General features: G+C 44.4%; 16 protein-coding genes and 3 pseudogenes. 15 read left to right on the forward strand and 4 right to left on the reverse strand.

Annotation, left to right across the window (positions count from 1 at the left end; translation table 11 throughout):
* Positions 1–46 precede the first annotated feature (46 nt).
* Positions 47–472 carry a 3-hydroxyacyl-ACP dehydratase FabZ gene (fabZ, locus tag RAC86_RS23385; protein ID WP_003221796.1) on the forward strand — a complete coding sequence of 142 codons (426 nt, stop codon included), beginning with the start codon at positions 47–49 and terminating at the stop codon, positions 470–472.
* A gap of 72 nt (positions 473–544) precedes the next feature.
* Positions 545–940, forward strand: a complete 396-nt coding sequence (gene mscL / locus RAC86_RS23390) for a large conductance mechanosensitive channel protein MscL (RefSeq protein ID WP_021445844.1) — start codon at positions 545–547, stop codon at positions 938–940.
* A gap of 46 nt (positions 941–986) precedes the next feature.
* Here mscL and RAC86_RS23395 read toward each other — a convergent pair.
* A pseudogene (locus RAC86_RS23395) lies at positions 987–1823 on the reverse strand (sensor histidine kinase).
* Positions 1824–1856: 33 nt separating this feature from the next.
* Between RAC86_RS23395 and RAC86_RS23400 the strand changes: the two are divergent.
* Positions 1857–2009 (forward strand): annotated as a pseudogene (locus RAC86_RS23400) (prealbumin-like fold domain-containing protein); the annotation flags it as partial.
* Positions 2010–2085: 76 nt separating this feature from the next.
* Positions 2086–2475 (forward strand): annotated as a pseudogene (locus RAC86_RS23405) (class A sortase); the annotation flags it as partial.
* Positions 2476–2614: 139 nt separating this feature from the next.
* On the opposite strand, the gene RAC86_RS23410 reads toward RAC86_RS23405, so the two are convergent.
* Positions 2615–3025: a YwpF-like family protein gene (locus RAC86_RS23410; RefSeq protein WP_003227794.1), complete on the reverse strand. Its 411-nt coding sequence runs from the start codon at positions 3023–3025 to the stop codon at positions 2615–2617.
* A 174-nt stretch (positions 3026–3199) separates the two neighbouring features.
* Here RAC86_RS23410 and ywpG point away from each other — a divergent pair, with 174 nt between their 5' ends.
* From ywpG to ywpJ, 4 genes are all read left to right on the forward strand, one after another.
* Positions 3200–3583 carry a DynA interaction protein YwpG gene (gene ywpG / locus RAC86_RS23415; RefSeq protein ID WP_014478204.1) on the forward strand — a complete coding sequence of 128 codons (384 nt, stop codon included), beginning with the start codon at positions 3200–3202 and terminating at the stop codon, positions 3581–3583.
* Between the two features lie 76 nt (positions 3584–3659).
* A complete protein-coding gene (ssbB, locus tag RAC86_RS23420) occupies positions 3660–4001 on the forward strand; it encodes a single-stranded DNA-binding protein SsbB (protein ID WP_029726038.1) in 342 nt (113 codons plus the stop codon).
* Between the two features lie 224 nt (positions 4002–4225).
* Entirely contained in the window at positions 4226–5002 is a 777-nt protein-coding gene (gene glcR, locus RAC86_RS23425; protein ID WP_003244075.1) for a transcriptional regulator GlcR, read from the forward strand.
* A 5-nt stretch (positions 5003–5007) separates the two neighbouring features.
* Positions 5008–5865 (forward strand): phosphatase YwpJ, encoded by an 858-nt coding sequence (ywpJ, locus tag RAC86_RS23430; protein WP_041850436.1) that lies wholly within the window; start codon positions 5008–5010, stop codon positions 5863–5865.
* A 125-nt stretch (positions 5866–5990) separates the two neighbouring features.
* On the opposite strand, the gene RAC86_RS23435 is transcribed toward ywpJ, so the two are convergent.
* On the reverse strand, positions 5991–8759 hold the full coding sequence (locus RAC86_RS23435) for a DEAD/DEAH box helicase (protein WP_033885048.1): 2769 nt from the start codon (positions 8757–8759) through the stop codon (positions 5991–5993).
* The gene (locus RAC86_RS23440; protein WP_377886069.1) at positions 8746–10356 is read right to left on the reverse strand and encodes an SWIM zinc finger family protein; all 1611 of its coding nucleotides are present in this window, start codon (positions 10354–10356) and stop codon (positions 8746–8748) included. Before RAC86_RS23440 ends, RAC86_RS23435 begins: the two co-directional genes overlap by 14 nt.
* A 203-nt stretch (positions 10357–10559) precedes the next feature.
* On the opposite strand from RAC86_RS23440, the gene RAC86_RS23445 reads away from it, so the two are divergent.
* The 7 genes from RAC86_RS23445 to RAC86_RS23475 all read left to right on the forward strand — a co-directional run bounded on the left by RAC86_RS23445 (position 10560) and on the right by RAC86_RS23475 (position 15879).
* Positions 10560–10703, forward strand: coding sequence for a YwzD family small protein (locus RAC86_RS23445; protein WP_003242876.1), 144 nt, complete (start codon positions 10560–10562; stop codon positions 10701–10703).
* A gap of 233 nt (positions 10704–10936) precedes the next feature.
* Positions 10937–11683 carry a protein-tyrosine kinase activator TkmA gene (gene tkmA, locus RAC86_RS23450; RefSeq protein ID WP_003227811.1) on the forward strand — a complete coding sequence of 249 codons (747 nt, stop codon included), beginning with the start codon at positions 10937–10939 and terminating at the stop codon, positions 11681–11683.
* Positions 11673–12386, forward strand: a complete 714-nt coding sequence (gene ptkA, locus RAC86_RS23455) for a tyrosine-protein kinase PtkA (RefSeq protein ID WP_086344405.1) — start codon at positions 11673–11675, stop codon at positions 12384–12386. Before tkmA ends, ptkA begins: the two co-directional genes overlap by 11 nt.
* A 52-nt stretch (positions 12387–12438) precedes the next feature.
* Positions 12439–13203, forward strand: coding sequence for a tyrosine-protein phosphatase (locus RAC86_RS23460; protein ID WP_377886070.1), 765 nt, complete (start codon positions 12439–12441; stop codon positions 13201–13203).
* A gap of 194 nt (positions 13204–13397) precedes the next feature.
* Positions 13398–14720, forward strand: coding sequence for a UDP-glucose 6-dehydrogenase UglF (gene uglF / locus RAC86_RS23465; protein ID WP_377886071.1), 1323 nt, complete (start codon positions 13398–13400; stop codon positions 14718–14720).
* Positions 14721–14919: 199 nt separating this feature from the next.
* Positions 14920–15705, forward strand: a complete 786-nt coding sequence (locus RAC86_RS23470) for a YwqG family protein (RefSeq protein WP_161476647.1) — start codon at positions 14920–14922, stop codon at positions 15703–15705.
* 75 nt (positions 15706–15780) lie between these two features.
* Complete coding sequence (locus tag RAC86_RS23475; protein WP_120363587.1) at positions 15781–15879, forward strand: hypothetical protein; 99 nt, start codon at positions 15781–15783, stop codon at positions 15877–15879.
* The last annotated feature ends 79 nt before the right edge of the window (positions 15880–15958 follow it).

Genomic DNA, 15958 nt, shown 5'->3' on the forward strand with positions numbered 1-15958 from the left:
GATGATTGCTATACATACTAATGCAGATGAAGGAGATGTCAAGACAATGCTTGATACTCAGCAAATTAAAGAAATTATTCCTCACCGTTATCCGTTTTTGCTTGTGGATCGGATTACGGAAGTTGAAGAGGGCAAACGGGCAAAAGGCTATAAAAATGTAACCGCTAATGAAGAGTTCTTTAACGGACATTTTCCTCAGTACCCGGTTATGCCCGGCGTATTAATCGTAGAAGCACTCGCTCAAGTCGGAGCTGTTGCGATGTTGATTAAAGAAGAAAACCGCGGCAGACTGGCTTTTTTTGCAGGCATTGATAACTGCCGCTTTAAAAAACAAGTCAAGCCTGGTGACCAGCTTCACCTTGAGGTTGAAATCATTCGTGCCCGCGGCACAATCGGGCGCGGAAAAGGCGTTGCCACAGTTGATGGCGAAGTCGTTTGCGAAGTAGAACTGACTTTTGCCCTTGGAGAATAATTGAAAAAAGGCAGATGGCCAGCGGCACATTTGTCTTTTTTTCTTTACAAATATAGAAAAGCAGGTGATTGTATGTGGAATGAATTTAAAGCCTTTGCCATGCGGGGGAATATCGTAGACCTTGCGATTGGTGTTGTGATAGGCGGCGCTTTCGGAAAGATCGTCACATCTCTAGTAAATGATATCATTATGCCTTTGGTCGGTTTGCTGCTGGGAGGGCTTGACTTTTCAGGCCTGTCGTTTACGTTTGGCGATGCTGTAGTGAAGTATGGCAGCTTTATACAGACGATTGTGAACTTCTTAATTATATCGTTCTCCATTTTTATCGTCATTCGGACTTTGAATGGGTTAAGGCGCAAAAAAGAAGCAGCAGAAGAAGAGGCTGCGGAGGAAGCGGTGGATGCGCAGGAGGAGCTGCTGAAAGAAATCAGAGACCTGCTGAAGCAGCAAGCAAAGTCGCCGGAATAAAAAAGATGCCGTTAGAAACGGCGTCTTTTTTTATCTCAATTTTCGTTTAGGTTCGTTCTGTGTCCTTCAGTTCTTTAGGGCTTCCTGTTGTTTCAGCGAGATGAATGAGCATTGAGACAGAGGTGCCTGCATCCGGAGTGCTGCTGATCATCAACTCGCTTCCGCAAAAATGTTTCAGCCGCTGATTGATATTTTTCAATCCGACGCTGCGATCAAAATCCGTTGATAAGAGATCTATTTGTTTTTCCGGAGTTATCCCGGGACCGTTATCCTCTACTTTGATGTGATACTCATTTTTGCTTTGTTTTTTAGCTGTCAGTTTGATCCATCCTCCGCCTCTTTTCTTGCTGACACCATGAAGAACGGCATTTTCCACCAAGGGCTGAATCATTAAAGGCGGAAGGATAAAGTCAATGTCTTCATCTATATCGAAAAGAACCTCAAGCCGATTACCGAATCGCGTCTTTTCTATAGAAAGATAGGAATTGATAATCGAAAGCTCATGTCTGAAGGAACTGATGGCTGATGTATTTTGAAAGTCAAAACTCATTCTTAAATAGTTAGTAAATTCCTCTGTTACCTATCGGGCCTTTTCAATATCCAAATGAGTGAGAGAAATAATCGTGTTTAATACATTATAAAGAAAATGAGGCTTGATTTGCGACTGGAGAAACGCCATTTCCATTCTTGTGGCTTGATTTGCTGTATGTTTCATCATGATCAGGTTTTGAATACGCGCCATAAATTCAGAGTAATGATAAGGTTTTTGCAAAATGTCATTCGCTCCGGCATGAAAAGCCTTGTATTTGTCATGGCCGATAATGGCAGCTGTAATGATCAGAACCGGAAGATCAACCATGCTGAATCGTTCGCGAATTTTCATACAGACTTCGAAACCAGTCATATCCGGCATCATAAAGTCACAGCTTCAGGCCTTGCACCGGGACAATACGCTTTTGTTGAAACGAAAGCGCCAGCCGGTTATGTGCTGAACACTGAGAAAATAGAGTTTGAGATTTCTGATTCCTCTGAAGGAAAGCCTGAAGCTACAGATGCCGGGATCGCCATTAAAGCATTCCAGTCAAGTGGAGAACGTCGAAAGCACGTGAAATATACTTATTTTTACTTCACAATCAAGGCGGCTGATAACAATTAAAAGTGTCGATCTGGAGCTTCCGATCGTAAAAGGCACAACCAATGAAAATCTTTTGATAGGGGCGGCAACAATGCGCCCGGATCAAAAAATGGGTGAGGGAAATTATCCGTTGGCGGGCCATCATTTGAAGCAAAAGAATCTTCTGTTCGGACCTCTGGAGAATATAAAAACAGGTGCCCAAATTGTCATCACGGATTTTAAAAAGGATTATATCTATTCTGTAACATCTAAAGACATCATATCGGAAACGGATGCAGATGTAGTTGAGGAGACAAACAAAAAAGAGATTACGCTAATCACATGTGACAAGGCTGTCAAAACTGAAGGGCGCCTTGTTGTGAAAGGGGAATTGGTTGATTCTTTTGGCCATACAAATTAAATATGCAAGGGTGAAAGCACGAAGAGAAAAGCTGCCGTTCAAAACGGCAGCTTTTTTCATGCAGAACATATCTATTCAAAATGTCTATTGTGGTGCTCTTCGGTTCTGTGTCTGTTTTGGGGAACATGCCCCCTCATATTTATAATTTTTGCTTAAATGCCTCAATGAGTTTTGTTCCTGTATAGCCCTCTTTTACAAGGGACTCGAGAATGGTTTCAGTGCCCTGCTGTTTTCTTGTGACCATTTGTCCGTAGAGTAAAACCTGGATGCTTTCTTCCAGCTTGACGATATTTTTCACTGCTGCTGTCAGCTGGGCGGGGCGATTGCTTTTTTTCGTGATCGTTACAAATACTTTGGCTTCAGATTGGCTGTTTTGAAGCTGTTCAAAAAAAGACAGATGTTCTTTCTGTACAAGCGCCTCAATCAGCCAGTGATTTTCACCGTCTTCTTTATTTATAATCAGTCCGTCAATAAGGGGAAACTGTTCGATTGATTGTTCTTCCTTGTCCACTCGTTCCACATTCAGGTCAACCAGTTTAAAGGTTTTCATTTCTTCTCACCCCGATTACTTCCAAAGTTTTCTTGCCTTCCATTATAACATAAACGTTTTCGAGGAAAAAATCCTGCAATGCTGGGGCTAAAGAATTTTGCATGAGCGAAACATTTAATAATTTCTATTTTTTCATTATACTGTAACTGACTATGGATTACGGAGAGATGTGGTATGAATCAATTTCGTTTAAAAGAAATTTATATTGACGGCGCTCCTTCTGAAAGCCATTTGATTCAAAAGGAAGTAACATATATGTTAAGCCGTAAAGAAGTGTTTGAGGTTCATCTGAACAAAAAAGGAAGAATAAGTTTTTTATACGAAACACAAGATGGCATGGAGCAGTATAAAATCAAGCTGTCAATGCCGGAAAAAAAATTGAGCTTTCAGTGGTTTGCGTGGGATGGCTCTTCCTATGTGCGCATGAATACGCAAAACTGGCTGACAAAGCAAATCTTTTTCCGTTTTTTAAAAAGTACATATTTCTTCAAAGGGAAAAAGCAAAAGATGTTTTTAGCTGAAGGAAAAATGAAAACGAAAGATAAAAACAGAGGCTGAAAGCCATTTTTAAGCGTTTTTCTTTTCTTGTTGCATCATTTACAATACATACAACCGCAAGGAGAGGAGGAATCGCATGTTCAATCATGTCATGCTTGTCGGACGTCTTACAAAAGATCCTGATCTTCGCTACACTTCCGCCGGTGCGGCAGTTGCACATGTTACGCTCGCGGTGAACCGCAGCTTCAAGAATGCTTCAGGTGAAATCGAAGCTGATTACGTCAATTGCACACTTTGGAGAAAAACAGCTGAAAACACGGCGTTGTATTGCCAAAAAGGTTCTCTCGTCGGCGTAAGCGGACGGATTCAGACACGAAGCTATGAAAACGCGGAAGGCGTTAACGTGTATGTAACAGAAGTGTTGGCTGACACTGTTCGTTTTATGGACCCTAAACCCCGGGAAAAAGCTGCTGATTGACACCCCCTGCTCCTCCCGTTATCTATCCATTCACTATTATCCGGATCTTCGCATCATCCCCTCAAAATTGACCAGTCGACCAGACTGGTTCTTTCTTTTTGTCTACTTAGGAAAAATTGGTTCTCTCGACGCATTTTTACTTAAAATCACTTATTAATGTTGAATAAAATTAAATAAAAACTTATAATTGCTTATAAATGATTGCTGAGAAAAGGAATGAGGGCGTGTACCAAGAAGAAAGATTAGTTGCGATTTTGGATTTTTTAAAACAGCATAACCGAATTACAACGGAGCAGATCTGTACGCTCCTGCAAGTGTCAAGGGATACAGCGCGACGAGATCTTGTGAAACTTGAGGAACAGAATGCCATCATCCGCACAAGAGGCGGCGCCATTTTGCCGACTGTGCATCAGAAAATTCAAAGCTATTCCGGCCGCCTGAAAACAGTGTCTGAGGAAAAAAATAAGATCGGCAGGCTTGCAGCATCGCTTATTCATGATGGAGACCGGGTGATTTTAGACGCCTCTACAACTGTTCAGGCATGTGCAAAGCATTTGAATGCGGTTGATTGTACGGTAATCACCAATTCGATTAATCTTGCGGATGTGCTGTCCGATAAAGAGGGAATTGAAATTTATCTGCTGGGAGGCAAGCTGGAAAAGGAGCACCGCTTTCTGTACGGGTCCTCTGTGATTGAAAAGCTCTCAAGCTACCATGTTGATAAAGCGCTGATTGGTGTGGTCGGTATTTCCGAACATGGCATTACAATTGCGCATGAAGAGGATGGCATGGTGAAGCGGAAAATGATACAGCAGGCAAAGCAGGTAATTGCGCTTGCAGACCATTCTAAGCTGGGCAGCACCAGTTTTTATCAGTATGCGGAGCTGAATGAAATCGACCTCTTGATTACAGACAGGCTGCCGAATCAGGCATTTTGTGACTTGCTTGACCGAAACGGCGTTGAGCTTCTCGTGACAGAACAGGATGAAGGAAAGGACTGACAAACGTGAAATTAATTGCGATTGACTTAGATGGAACCTTACTCAACAGCAAGCATCAGGTAAGCTTGGAAAATGAAAACGCACTGCGGCAGGCGCAGCGGAACGGTATTGAGGTGGTGGTGTCAACTGGTCGCGCTCATTTTGACGTCATGTCAATCTTTGAACCGCTGGGGATCAAAACATGGGTCATCAGTGCGAACGGCGCCGTCATTCACGATCCCGAGGGCAGGCTTTATCATCACGAAACGATTGATAAGAAACGGGCGTATGACATTCTCTCATGGCTTGAGTCGGAAAACTATTATTATGAGGTATTCACAGGTTCAGCGATTTATACGCCGCAAAACGGCAGAGAACTTCTTGATGTTGAGCTGGACAGATTCAGAAGCGCAAATCCGGAAGCGGATCTTTCTGTCCTTAAGCAGGCGGCCGAGGTGCAATACAGCCAATCGGGCTTTGCTTACATTAACTCCTTTCAAGAGCTGTTTGAAGCCGATGAGCCAATCGATTTTTACAATATTCTCGGCTTTTCTTTCTTCAAAGAAAAGCTTGAGGCAGGCTGGAAAAGATATGAGCATGCCGAAGATTTGACACTTGTCAGTTCGGCTGAGCACAACTTTGAGCTTTCTTCCCGCAAAGCTTCCAAGGGGCAGGCGCTGAAGAGGCTTGCAAAACAGCTGAATATTCCGCTCGAGGAAACCGCTGCTGTAGGTGACAGTTTAAATGACAAATCGATGCTGGAGGCTGCGGGAAAAGGTGTAGCGATGGGCAATGCCCGGGAAGACATCAAATCGATAGCCGATGCTGTCACCTTAACCAATGACGAACATGGTGTCGCACATATGATGAAACATTTGTTGTAAGTATATGTGCTGCCACAAAAGCGCATCCTGTTGATAACCGGCGTAACGGGTTTTTTGGAAATTCGGCGTGACGGCTATGAACGGAAAAAAGCTGGCTCTAAAAGAGCCAGCTTTTTTAGTCATGATTATTGCGCTGTAGCGCTTAATGTAAACAATTCTTCGAGCTCCTGTGTGGAAAGCTCGGTAATCCAGTTTTCACTTTGGATAATTTGATCGTTCAGGGTTTGCTTGGATTCAAGCATGACATCAATTTTTTCTTCGATTGTTCCTGTCGTAATCATTTTATGAACGTGGACAAAGCGCTCCTGGCCTATGCGGTATGCACGGTCAGTCGCTTGATTTTCAACCGCCGGGTTCCACCATCTGTCATAATGGATGACGTGATTGGCGGCGGTCAAATTAAGTCCGGTGCCTCCAGCTTTGAGTGAGAGAATCAGTGTCGGATATTCTTTCCTTTGAAATTTCTCAACGAGTGTATCCCGCTCTTGCTTGGAGAGACTCCCATTTAAAAATTGCACAGGTTCCCCGAACGTTTTTTCAAGCAGCCGCTTCATCATGTTCCCCATCTGAATGTATTGCGTGAAAATCAGGCAGCTTTCGTTTTGGGCGCGGATCGCTGTCATCAGTTCCAGCAATTTTTCGAGCTTGACTGATCTGCCGGCCAGCAGCTCGGTTTGCTCTTCCTTTAAATAAAGCGCGGGATGATCGCATATTTGCTTGAGCCGTCCAAGCATGCTGAGGATCAGCGCTTTTCGCTGCATGCCGGTCAGTGATGTCATATGGTCAAAAGTGTCTTTGACGAGCTGCTCATAAAGGGATGCCTGCTCGGCTGACAGCGGGATAAATTCTTTTTCTTCCAGCTTCTCAGGAAGATTAAGCGCGACCTCTTCATCCCGTTTCGTCCGGCGGAGAAGGAATGGCCGGATTAATTGCTGAAGCTGTCCGATTCTCTTTTCGTCCCGGTCTTTTTCGATCGGCAGCACATAGCGTTTATGGAAGCCGGTCAAACTGCCGAGGTAGCCTTTATTCATGAAGTCAAAAATGGACCACAGCTCAGTCAGGCGGTTTTCCATCGGCGTGCCGCTCAGCGCGATATGATGAAGCCCCTTCAGCTTCCTGATTGCGCGTGATTGCTTCGTATGCGCGTTTTTAATATTTTGCGCTTCATCAAGGCAGATCGTGTTCCATGTCACAGAAGAAAGCTCTTCAGTATCGGCATGTGACAGACCGTATGAAGTGAGCACCACGTCTGCGTTTTCATAATGCGCGGCGAAATCATCACCCTTTGGCCGGCGCGGCCCATAATGGAGCGCGACAGACAGATCAGGGGCAAAGGTTTGAAGCTCCCGCTGCCAGTTGCCAAGTACGGATGTCGGCGCAATAATCAAATGAGGCGTTTTTTGCCGGCCGCTTTCCTTCACGTGAAGGAAATAGGCGATCATTTGAATCGTTTTCCCAAGCCCCATATCGTCAGCCAGACAGGCGCCAAAACCGCTTTCCCGCAGAAACAGCAGCCAGTTCATGCCGTATTTCTGATAAGGGCGGAGCGTTCCTTTGAAAGAAGGACTGACTTCGTGCTCCGGCAGGTTTTCCGCGGCAGTGAGCTTTCGAATCAGTGACCTGAGCTGTTTAGACAGATCAAACTGAATGCCGGCAAAAGCGGATGTATCAATCAGATCTGAATCCTCAAGTCCGCCATCCTGCTGATCCATTAGCTCCCGCGCCAGAATATCAGACATGTGGAGTCCCTCTGATTCTGCTTTTTCCATCAGGCGTTTCATCTGTTTGATAAACTGCGGATCGATTTTAACCCATTGCCCGCGGATATTAACAAGGCGCCTGTTGCTGGCGACAAGCTCATTAAATTCAGCCTCAGTCAGTTCAATTCCATTTGTCGCAAACCGCCAGTTGAAATCAAGCAGTGCATTCATGCCGACAAATGACTCGCCGCGCGGGGAGGACGACACCTTTGCTTTCAGCATCATGTTGCTGTCTCTGACAATCTGCCACCAGGACGGCAGGAGGATTTCTACCCCCATATCGACAAGCGTCTCACTTGCTTCTGACAGGAAGATCCAGGCTTCTTCCTCTGAGATCAACGTTGTCCCGGAATCAAATGACAGCCACGGAACCGTTCTGTGAAAGCGGTCCTGCTCACGCGCGATTTTATCGCTGTACGCCTGCCACGATTTTTTGAGGCTTTTCAGTCCGTCAAAGAATTCTACAGCGCCGCTCTTTTTATCGCGTAAAAACATCTCGATCTTCCATTCGTCTCCGTCAAAGTCTGGTTCATTTAAGCGTAAGCCGACAGTAAATGGAGATTGGTCGTCAATCCAGCCAATGCCTTCCAGAAAATCCTCTTCATCAAGAAAATGGCCGCGGAATGTCGTAACCGCAGGCGATTTCTCCTTGATATGTTCCCATTTCTCCCGCAGGTCATCGTCGTATTGGATGTAATCCTGTACGGCAGCGGAAAACCATTCCGCAGTAAAGCCTTCCAGTATATTATCGCGGTCCTTCCAGCGAAAAACACCGTTTGTCCATGCGTCATAGTCAGGCAGAAAATCGCCGTCCGCGATAAATTCATAGATGGTCGATGCCGCCTCGATCAGCGGCTCTGTTTCTTCTGTAAGCTGCACGGAGCTGAATGAGTTGAACGAGTTTTTGCCGAGAAGCTCTACAGTCATCCATGGAGATAGCAGGACAGCAGTCGTCCCGATGAAGCTGACATCCTCTAGAAAGGTTCCGTAAAATGAGGATTCATGCCATTGGAACAAATGCTTTTTCATATGGCTGTAGGGAAGAGGCTGCTCATTTTCATCAAAGGCTGAGAGCGTAAATGACCCATCTTCCATTTGTTCGACGTGGATGAGAATTTCTTTAAGACTCGCCATCAATCAACTTTCCTTTCTGCAGTTCTTCTTGAAGCGCACGCAGGCGCTTGTAATGCGAGCTCAGCAGCTGAATATACCGCTCCCACACCTTCTGCTTTTTCGCTTTTTTGTACAGGGTGCGCAATTTTTTCAAATACCGGGCGGCTTCCTTGTACGAGCTGCGGTTCTTCTGATCAATGAAAAAAGCCACTTCTCTATGGTAAGCCGGTATAAGCGCCTCGGGGTCGCTCGCTGCAATTTCCTTGAGCATCATTTTATCCATTTCATTGATGGAAAAGCCGACAAGGCTATGAATTTCAATCCACTCGGCATAGCGTTTTTTTTCATATAAATGATGGCTGTATTCTGTGAACGTATACGGCAGACAGCCCGCGGCAAAGCGCTCAAACAGCGCTTGATCATTGGTTTGCTGCACATAGGCATTCAACAGAAGGAACAGCTCGCCGATCACATCGCGAATCTCTTTAAACGGCTTATCCAGCTTCGTATAACCCATCGCAATTGGCTCAATTTGCTGGTACCATGTTTTAAGCCGTTTCCAGTCCTTCTTGGCAGTCATTTCACTCAGCCATTGGAATGTATAAGGGAGCGCTTCCGGCGGGAATTGATCCGCTTCCGCAAAAATAACGTCATCATTCTTTTGCAGGAATTCCAAATGCAGGCGCCCGAATTGCAATTCGGGAGAAAAACGCCGTCCTGCTTCTTTTTTCAATATCTCCTGTTCGCGTGCCACCCATTTTGGCCGCGACAGCAGCGCACTCCAAATTTCACCGAAGACGCGGATGCGTTCATATTGGAAAATTTCTTCTTTCAACAGCAAATGTCGGATAACATCCGGTGTTTTATCCAAAAACGGATCAAGCGCAAAAGACAGCGCGTATGTTTTTAATTTATCAATAGAGCTGTAGATTGTATCCATCAGCTGTTCAACGTACGGATTGAGGGAATAAAAATCTTGTTCGGGGTTCAGCTTGCCTGCTTCAATCAATGTGAACATGCGAAGCCAAACCGCAATCGCGGAATGAATCTGATACAGGCTTTTCAGCTCCGGCTTGTTCGGCGCATGTTTTTTTAATGCGGACAGGTAGCCGTAATAGAGGCCTTGCATGTTTTGGCTGCCTTCTGGCGTACGTGCCTGCCAGAGAGAAAACTCTGAATCAAAAAAAGCAAGCCAGCTTGAAAGCGATTCTTCATTAGGCAGCACCTTTTCCTGAAACTGGCGGCGGACGAGCTCTTTGCTTTCCTCAAGGTTTTCCCTCTCCAGCCAATACTCTGTAAAAGTACCCACTCGCTCGAACATTGCATATACATATAAAAACACAGCCAGCATATGGCGGCAGATTCTTCCGGACGGACATGAACAGCCGCTTTTGACTATGACAAACAAGTTCAATGTGACCCGCACAGGCACAACATCCTGCACGTAAGCCGTAACTTCCGTCGGACTCACTGCTTGTAAACGATAGACTGAATCCTGCCGATATAAAATAAGGGCTTTTTTGATCAGCTGAACATTTTCCTCATTGTAAGGAAGAAGTTCTTTTAACTGTTCAGCAGATGCCAGCACATCGTCTTTGGAAATCATATTCTGAAGCATGATTATCGCTCCTAACCGAGTCACGTAATAAAAAGATCCAATTTCTCTATTATATCGCAACACATCGGCCTTAAAAAGTTTTTCCTAAAAAAGGACATAAAAAATGGGATGTGTCGAATGATGTATTAGAGATTGCAAATTGATAACCAGCATCATATAATAATCGTGTTTTCAACTTAATGGAAGCTGAAAGGAAAAAAAAGATGAGTGAAAAGAAATTGAATCAAGAAGAATTTCTGAAAATTTTGATGCATGCACATGAAATTGGTGAGCAGTCATCTGAGATGACGACGAAGGAAATGCTTGAAAATTTGATTTCTCATATTAAAAATGGATATGCAACATAAAAATCCCGCACGCCTTTAGCGGGATTTTTTTATGCGAGATTACGTGACTGCACGAATAAGAGAAAATGAGACAGCACTGTCAACACAGTAAATATAGCGCTTACATAAAAAAGAGTAACATATCGTTTTGTAAAAAAATGTCGAATTATGTCACGTGAAAAGCTGGAGAAATGCGGTTTCAACGTTGTATAATCGTAAATGGAAAAGGATGTTATAAGAGATTTGGAGGTATCATGGGAGAATCTACTAGCTTAAAAGAGATATTATCAACGTTAACAAAACGCATACTTTTGATTATGATTGTAACCGCAGCTGCCACTGCTGCCGGCGGACTCATTAGTTTCTTCGCACTTACACCCATCTATGAAAATTCAACTCAGATTCTGGTCAACCAATCGAAAAATGAACGAAAAGAAGTCCAATTTAACGATGTCCAAACCAATCTTCAGTTAATCAATACGTACAATGTCATCATTAAAAGCCCTGCCATCTTAGATGAAGTCATTAAAGAAATGGGCCTGTCGATGACATCCCAAGAACTGAATGACAAAATTACCGTATCCAGCGAACAGGACTCCCAAGTGGTCAACATATCAGTCAGGGATGAAAACGCGGAAACAGCGGCTCATATTGCCAATACTATAGCATCTGTTTTTCAAGACAAAATTACATCCATTATGAATGTTGACAATGTCAGCATTCTGTCAAAAGCCGAGGTTTCAGAACACCCGTCCCCTGTATCGCCAAAGCCGCTACTAAACATTGCCATCGCGTTTGCGGCCGGATTGGCGGGAAGCATCGGACTGGCCTTCCTGCTTGAGCATTTGGATAATACGATCAAATCGGAAGAGCAGCTCGAATCCTTGCTGGACATACCTGTTTTAGGGACAGTTTCCACCATTGCGAATGAGCAGAAAACAGCAAAGACCTTACAGGGTTTCCAATCTGAAAAAACGGGGAGTGGACATTTTGGCGCTTAGAAAAAACAGAGGCTCGCGGATGCGGAGAAATGTCATTGCGATGACAGAGCCGAAATCCTTGAACTCTGAACAATATCGGACGATTCGCACGAATATAGAATTTGCTTCAGTGGACCGGCAAATGAAATCAGTCATGATTACATCGGCTTGTCCGGGGGAAGGAAAATCAACAACGGCCGCCAACCTGGCTGTCGTATTCGCCCAACAGGGAAAAAAAGTGCTCCTGATTGATGCTGATTTGCGAAAACCAACAGTACATACGGCTTTTTTTCTTGAAAATACGGTTGGCTTAACATCTGTTTTATTAAAGAAAAGCTCTATGGAGCAGGCTGTACAAGCATCGAATGAAAAACATCTTGACGTGCTGACGAGCGGCCCGATCCCGCCAAACCCGGCCGAGCTTCTCTCCTCGAAGTGGATGAAGGAGCTTGCAGACGAAGCGTGTGCGGCATATGATATGGTCATTTTTGATACGCCGCCTATTCTTGCCGTAGCAGATGCACAGATTTTAGGCAACGTGGCAGACGGTTCTGTTCTAGTTATTTCAAGCGGGAAAACAGAAAAAGAACAAGCCGCAAAAGCGAAAGAGGCGCTTGAAACGTGCAAAAGCAAGCTCCTTGGGGCGATTATGAACGGCAAAAAGCTTTCGAAGCACTCTGAATATGGATATTACGGAAACAAGGACAATTTCATGCAAAAATAAATAACGTGCATCATGCCCGTTATTTATTTTTGCGAAAAAAGGGGGCTAGGACATGATCGATATTCACTGTCACATTCTTCCCGCAATGGATGACGGGGCAGGTGATTCGGCCGACAGCATAGAAATGGCAAGAGCCGCTGTTCGTCAGGGAATCCGGACGATCATTGCGACACCTCATCATAACAACGGTGTGTATAAAAACGAGCCAGCCGCAGTCAGAGAAGCAGCAGATCAGTTAAACAAACGTTTAATCAAAGAAGACATTCCTTTACATGTGCTTCCGGGACAGGAAATCAGAATCTACGGCGAGGTGGAACAAGACCTTGCCAAACAGCAGCTGCTTTCGCTGAATGATACAAAACACATCTTGATTGAGTTTCCGTTTGATCACGTTCCCCGATATGCGGAGCAGCTTTTTTATGATTTGCAGCTGAAAGGATATATTCCGGTTATTGCCCATCCTGAACGCAACGGGGAAATTCGCGAAAACCCGTCCTTGCTGTATCATCTTGTAGAAAAAGGAGCAGCATCTCAGATTACTTCAGGAAGTCTTGCGGGGACCTTCGGCAAGCAGCTGAAAGCATTTTCTCTCCGGCTGGTTGAAGCCAATTTGATCCATTTCGTAGCCTCAGATGCCCATAATGTGAAAACGAGAAATTTTCACACTCAAGAGGCCCTTTATGTTCTAGAGAAAGAATTCGGTTCGGAACTTCCTTATATGCTGACGGAAAATGCAGAGCTTCTCCTGCGGAATCAGACCATCTTCAGACAGCCTCCGCAACCGGTCAAAAGAAGAAAATTGTTTGGTCTTTTTTAACAGCCGATTCTCATTTCACCACTTTCTTTTTGAGAGCGATATAATAGTGTATTGTATGGTTGAATCACATTTCAGAAATCTGTACAGGCTGTACCCGACAGGCTATGCGGGAGATCATTCGCATTCATGATAGGATGTTCTCATACGATATTACGGAAGCTGCAAAGCAGCAATTTAACTGTTGGAGGGAAACAATGAATATAACAGTCATCGGAACAGGCTATGTCGGTCTTGTGACAGGTGTTTCTCTTTCTGAGATTGGACATCATGTAACCTGCATTGATATTGACGCTCACAAGATTGATGAAATGAGAAAGGGCATTTCCCCCATATTTGAACCAGGTCTTGAAGAGCTGATGAGAAAAAATACAGCTGATGGACGGCTGAACTTTGAAAAAAGCTATGAGAAAGGCTTGGCACAGGCAGACATCATTTTTATAGCGGTCGGCACACCGCAGAAAAGCGATGGGCACGCCAATCTGGAGCAAATTACAGATGCGGCCAAACGCATCGCAAAGCATGTCAAACGAGATACAGTCGTGGTAACGAAAAGCACAGTGCCCGTTGGGACAAACGATTTGATTAATGGACTGATCACTGAACATCTAGCGGAGCCTGTCAGTATTTCGGTCGCATCCAATCCGGAATTTTTGCGTGAGGGGTCGGCGATCTATGACACCTTTCATGGTGACAGGATCGTGATCGGGACGGCCGATGAGAAAACAGCAAATACGCTGGAGGAGCTCTTCCGTCCGTTTCAAATCCCGATTTACCAAACGGATATCAGAAGCGCCGAGATGATCAAATATGCCTCAAATGCTTTTCTGGCCACTAAGATCAGTTTTATAAACGAAATTTCGAATATATGTGAAAAGGTCGGTGCCGATATTGAAGCAGTCGCGTACGGGATGGGACAGGATAAGCGGATCGGGAGCCAGTTTTTGAAAGCGGGCATAGGCTACGGCGGCTCTTGTTTTCCAAAGGACACAAACGCCCTCGTGCAAATTGCCGGCAATGTCGAGCATGATTTTGAACTGCTGAAATCGGTTATCAAAGTCAACAACAATCAGCAGGCGATGCTGGTTGATAAAGTGCTGAACAGGCTCGGCGGGGTGACGGGAAAAACGATTGCCCTTTTAGGCCTGTCATTTAAACCGAATACGGACGATATGAGGGAAGCGCCGTCAATTGTTATTGCAGACCGTCTCGCTGCGCTCGACGCCCGTATCAGAGCCTACGATCCCATTGCAGTTAGCCATGCAAAGCATGTTCTCCCGCAAGCTGTTGAATATAAAGAGACGATCGAGGAAGCTGTCAAAGGGTCTGACGCCGTCATGATTTTGACCGACTGGGCTGACATTAAACAATTTCCGTTAGCGGCTTATCAGGATTTGATGGAAACGCCGCTCATTTTTGACGGCAGAAACTGCTACACATTGGATGAGGCTGCGGCTGCAGGAGTGGAGTATTATTCTGTCGGTCGGAAGGCGGTTGTTCCATCAGGTGCAATTCAATAGATGAAAAAGAAAGGCTGGTTGCGCACCAGTCTTTTTTTCATCTATTGCGGGGTGCTGAATACATTTGCTACTATTTAACTATTGTTTGGAAAATTATACAGAAGTAGGGCTTCTTTAAACAATCGTTTGAAAAACATTAGAAGAAACGAAGAAAACCAGAAAATAAAACCTTGGAGATGCCGGAAAAGGAGAGAATCTGATGAATCATCTGCCCGAAAAAATGAGACCGTACCGCGACTTGCTGGAGAAATCAGCGAAAGAATACGTGAAACTGAATGTGAGAAAAGGGAAAACAGGACGATATGACAGCAAAATTGCCGGTGATCCCTATTTCCCCAAGCATGAAACATACCCGACTGATGAAAATGGACAGCCGATGAAGCTTATGGCACAGATTAATTTCTCACACATTCCCCAGCTTGACGGCTACCCTTCTTCAGGTATCCTGCAGTTCTACATTTCTCTTCATGATGACGTCTATGGACTAAATTTTGACGATCGATGTGAACAAAAGAATTTCAGAGTGATCTATTTTGAAAATATCATAGAAAACGAAGACGAGCTTGTTTCTGATTTTTCATTTATCGGCACAGGCGAATGTGATTTTCCGATTTTATCAGAAGCGGCAGTCGAGCCTGTGAAATCTTCGGAATGGGTGCTGCCTACAGATTTTCAATTTGAGCAGTATACGGGCATGGAAACAATGGAGTTCTTTGGTCAGTTCGGCGAGGATGAAGAAGACATTTATAATGAACTGGCTGAAAACGGATTTGGCCATAAAATCGGCGGATACGCTTCTTTTACCCAGCATGATCCACGGGAATACGCATATAAAGAACACACCATCATGCTTTTACAAATTGATTCAGACGATGATATCGATTCAATGTGGGGAGACGTCGGCATCGCCAATTTTTTCATCACACCTGACGATCTAAGGAAAAAAGACTTTTCAAACGTTCTGTACAACTGGGACTGCAGCTAATACAAGCTTTTGATCTAAAGGGTCAGAAGCGGGGAATAATAGAAGCCAAAGACAAAATCAGACGTGATCGACCTGATGAAGAACATAAACATGAACAATAAGCTCAGCGCCGAAAGAGGCAGATCAACAGCATCTGTCTCTTTCAAGTGCCTTTTTAACTATGACTTTAGGTGATTTTATTTGATAAAACGTTTTCATTAACTGTATAACGAACAAAAACAAGATCAAATACCTACATTTCAAGAGCGTTATA

Source organism: Bacillus sp. LR_5 (assembly GCF_042709275.1).

Bases quoted from the DNA above. Each gene is read 5' to 3' on its own strand.
- fabZ (WP_003221796.1), top strand. From the start codon at position 47: ATGCTTGATACTCAGCAAATTAAAGAAATTATTCCTCACCGTTATCCG.
- mscL (WP_021445844.1), top strand. From the start codon at position 545: ATGTGGAATGAATTTAAAGCCTTTGCCATGCGGGGGAATATCGTAGAC.
- RAC86_RS23410 (WP_003227794.1), bottom strand. From the start codon at position 3,025: ATGAAAACCTTTAAACTGGTTGACCTGAATGTGGAACGAGTGGACAAG.
- ywpG (WP_014478204.1), top strand. From the start codon at position 3,200: ATGAATCAATTTCGTTTAAAAGAAATTTATATTGACGGCGCTCCTTCT.
- ssbB (WP_029726038.1), top strand. From the start codon at position 3,660: ATGTTCAATCATGTCATGCTTGTCGGACGTCTTACAAAAGATCCTGAT.
- RAC86_RS23435 (WP_033885048.1), bottom strand. From the start codon at position 8,759: ATGGCGAGTCTTAAAGAAATTCTCATCCACGTCGAACAAATGGAAGAT.
- RAC86_RS23440 (WP_377886069.1), bottom strand. From the start codon at position 10,356: ATGCTTCAGAATATGATTTCCAAAGACGATGTGCTGGCATCTGCTGAA.
- RAC86_RS23445 (WP_003242876.1), top strand. From the start codon at position 10,560: ATGAGTGAAAAGAAATTGAATCAAGAAGAATTTCTGAAAATTTTGATG.
- tkmA (WP_003227811.1), top strand. From the start codon at position 10,937: ATGGGAGAATCTACTAGCTTAAAAGAGATATTATCAACGTTAACAAAA.
- RAC86_RS23460 (WP_377886070.1), top strand. From the start codon at position 12,439: ATGATCGATATTCACTGTCACATTCTTCCCGCAATGGATGACGGGGCA.
- uglF (WP_377886071.1), top strand. From the start codon at position 13,398: ATGAATATAACAGTCATCGGAACAGGCTATGTCGGTCTTGTGACAGGT.
- RAC86_RS23470 (WP_161476647.1), top strand. From the start codon at position 14,920: ATGAATCATCTGCCCGAAAAAATGAGACCGTACCGCGACTTGCTGGAG.
- RAC86_RS23475 (WP_120363587.1), top strand. From the start codon at position 15,781: ATGAAGAACATAAACATGAACAATAAGCTCAGCGCCGAAAGAGGCAGA.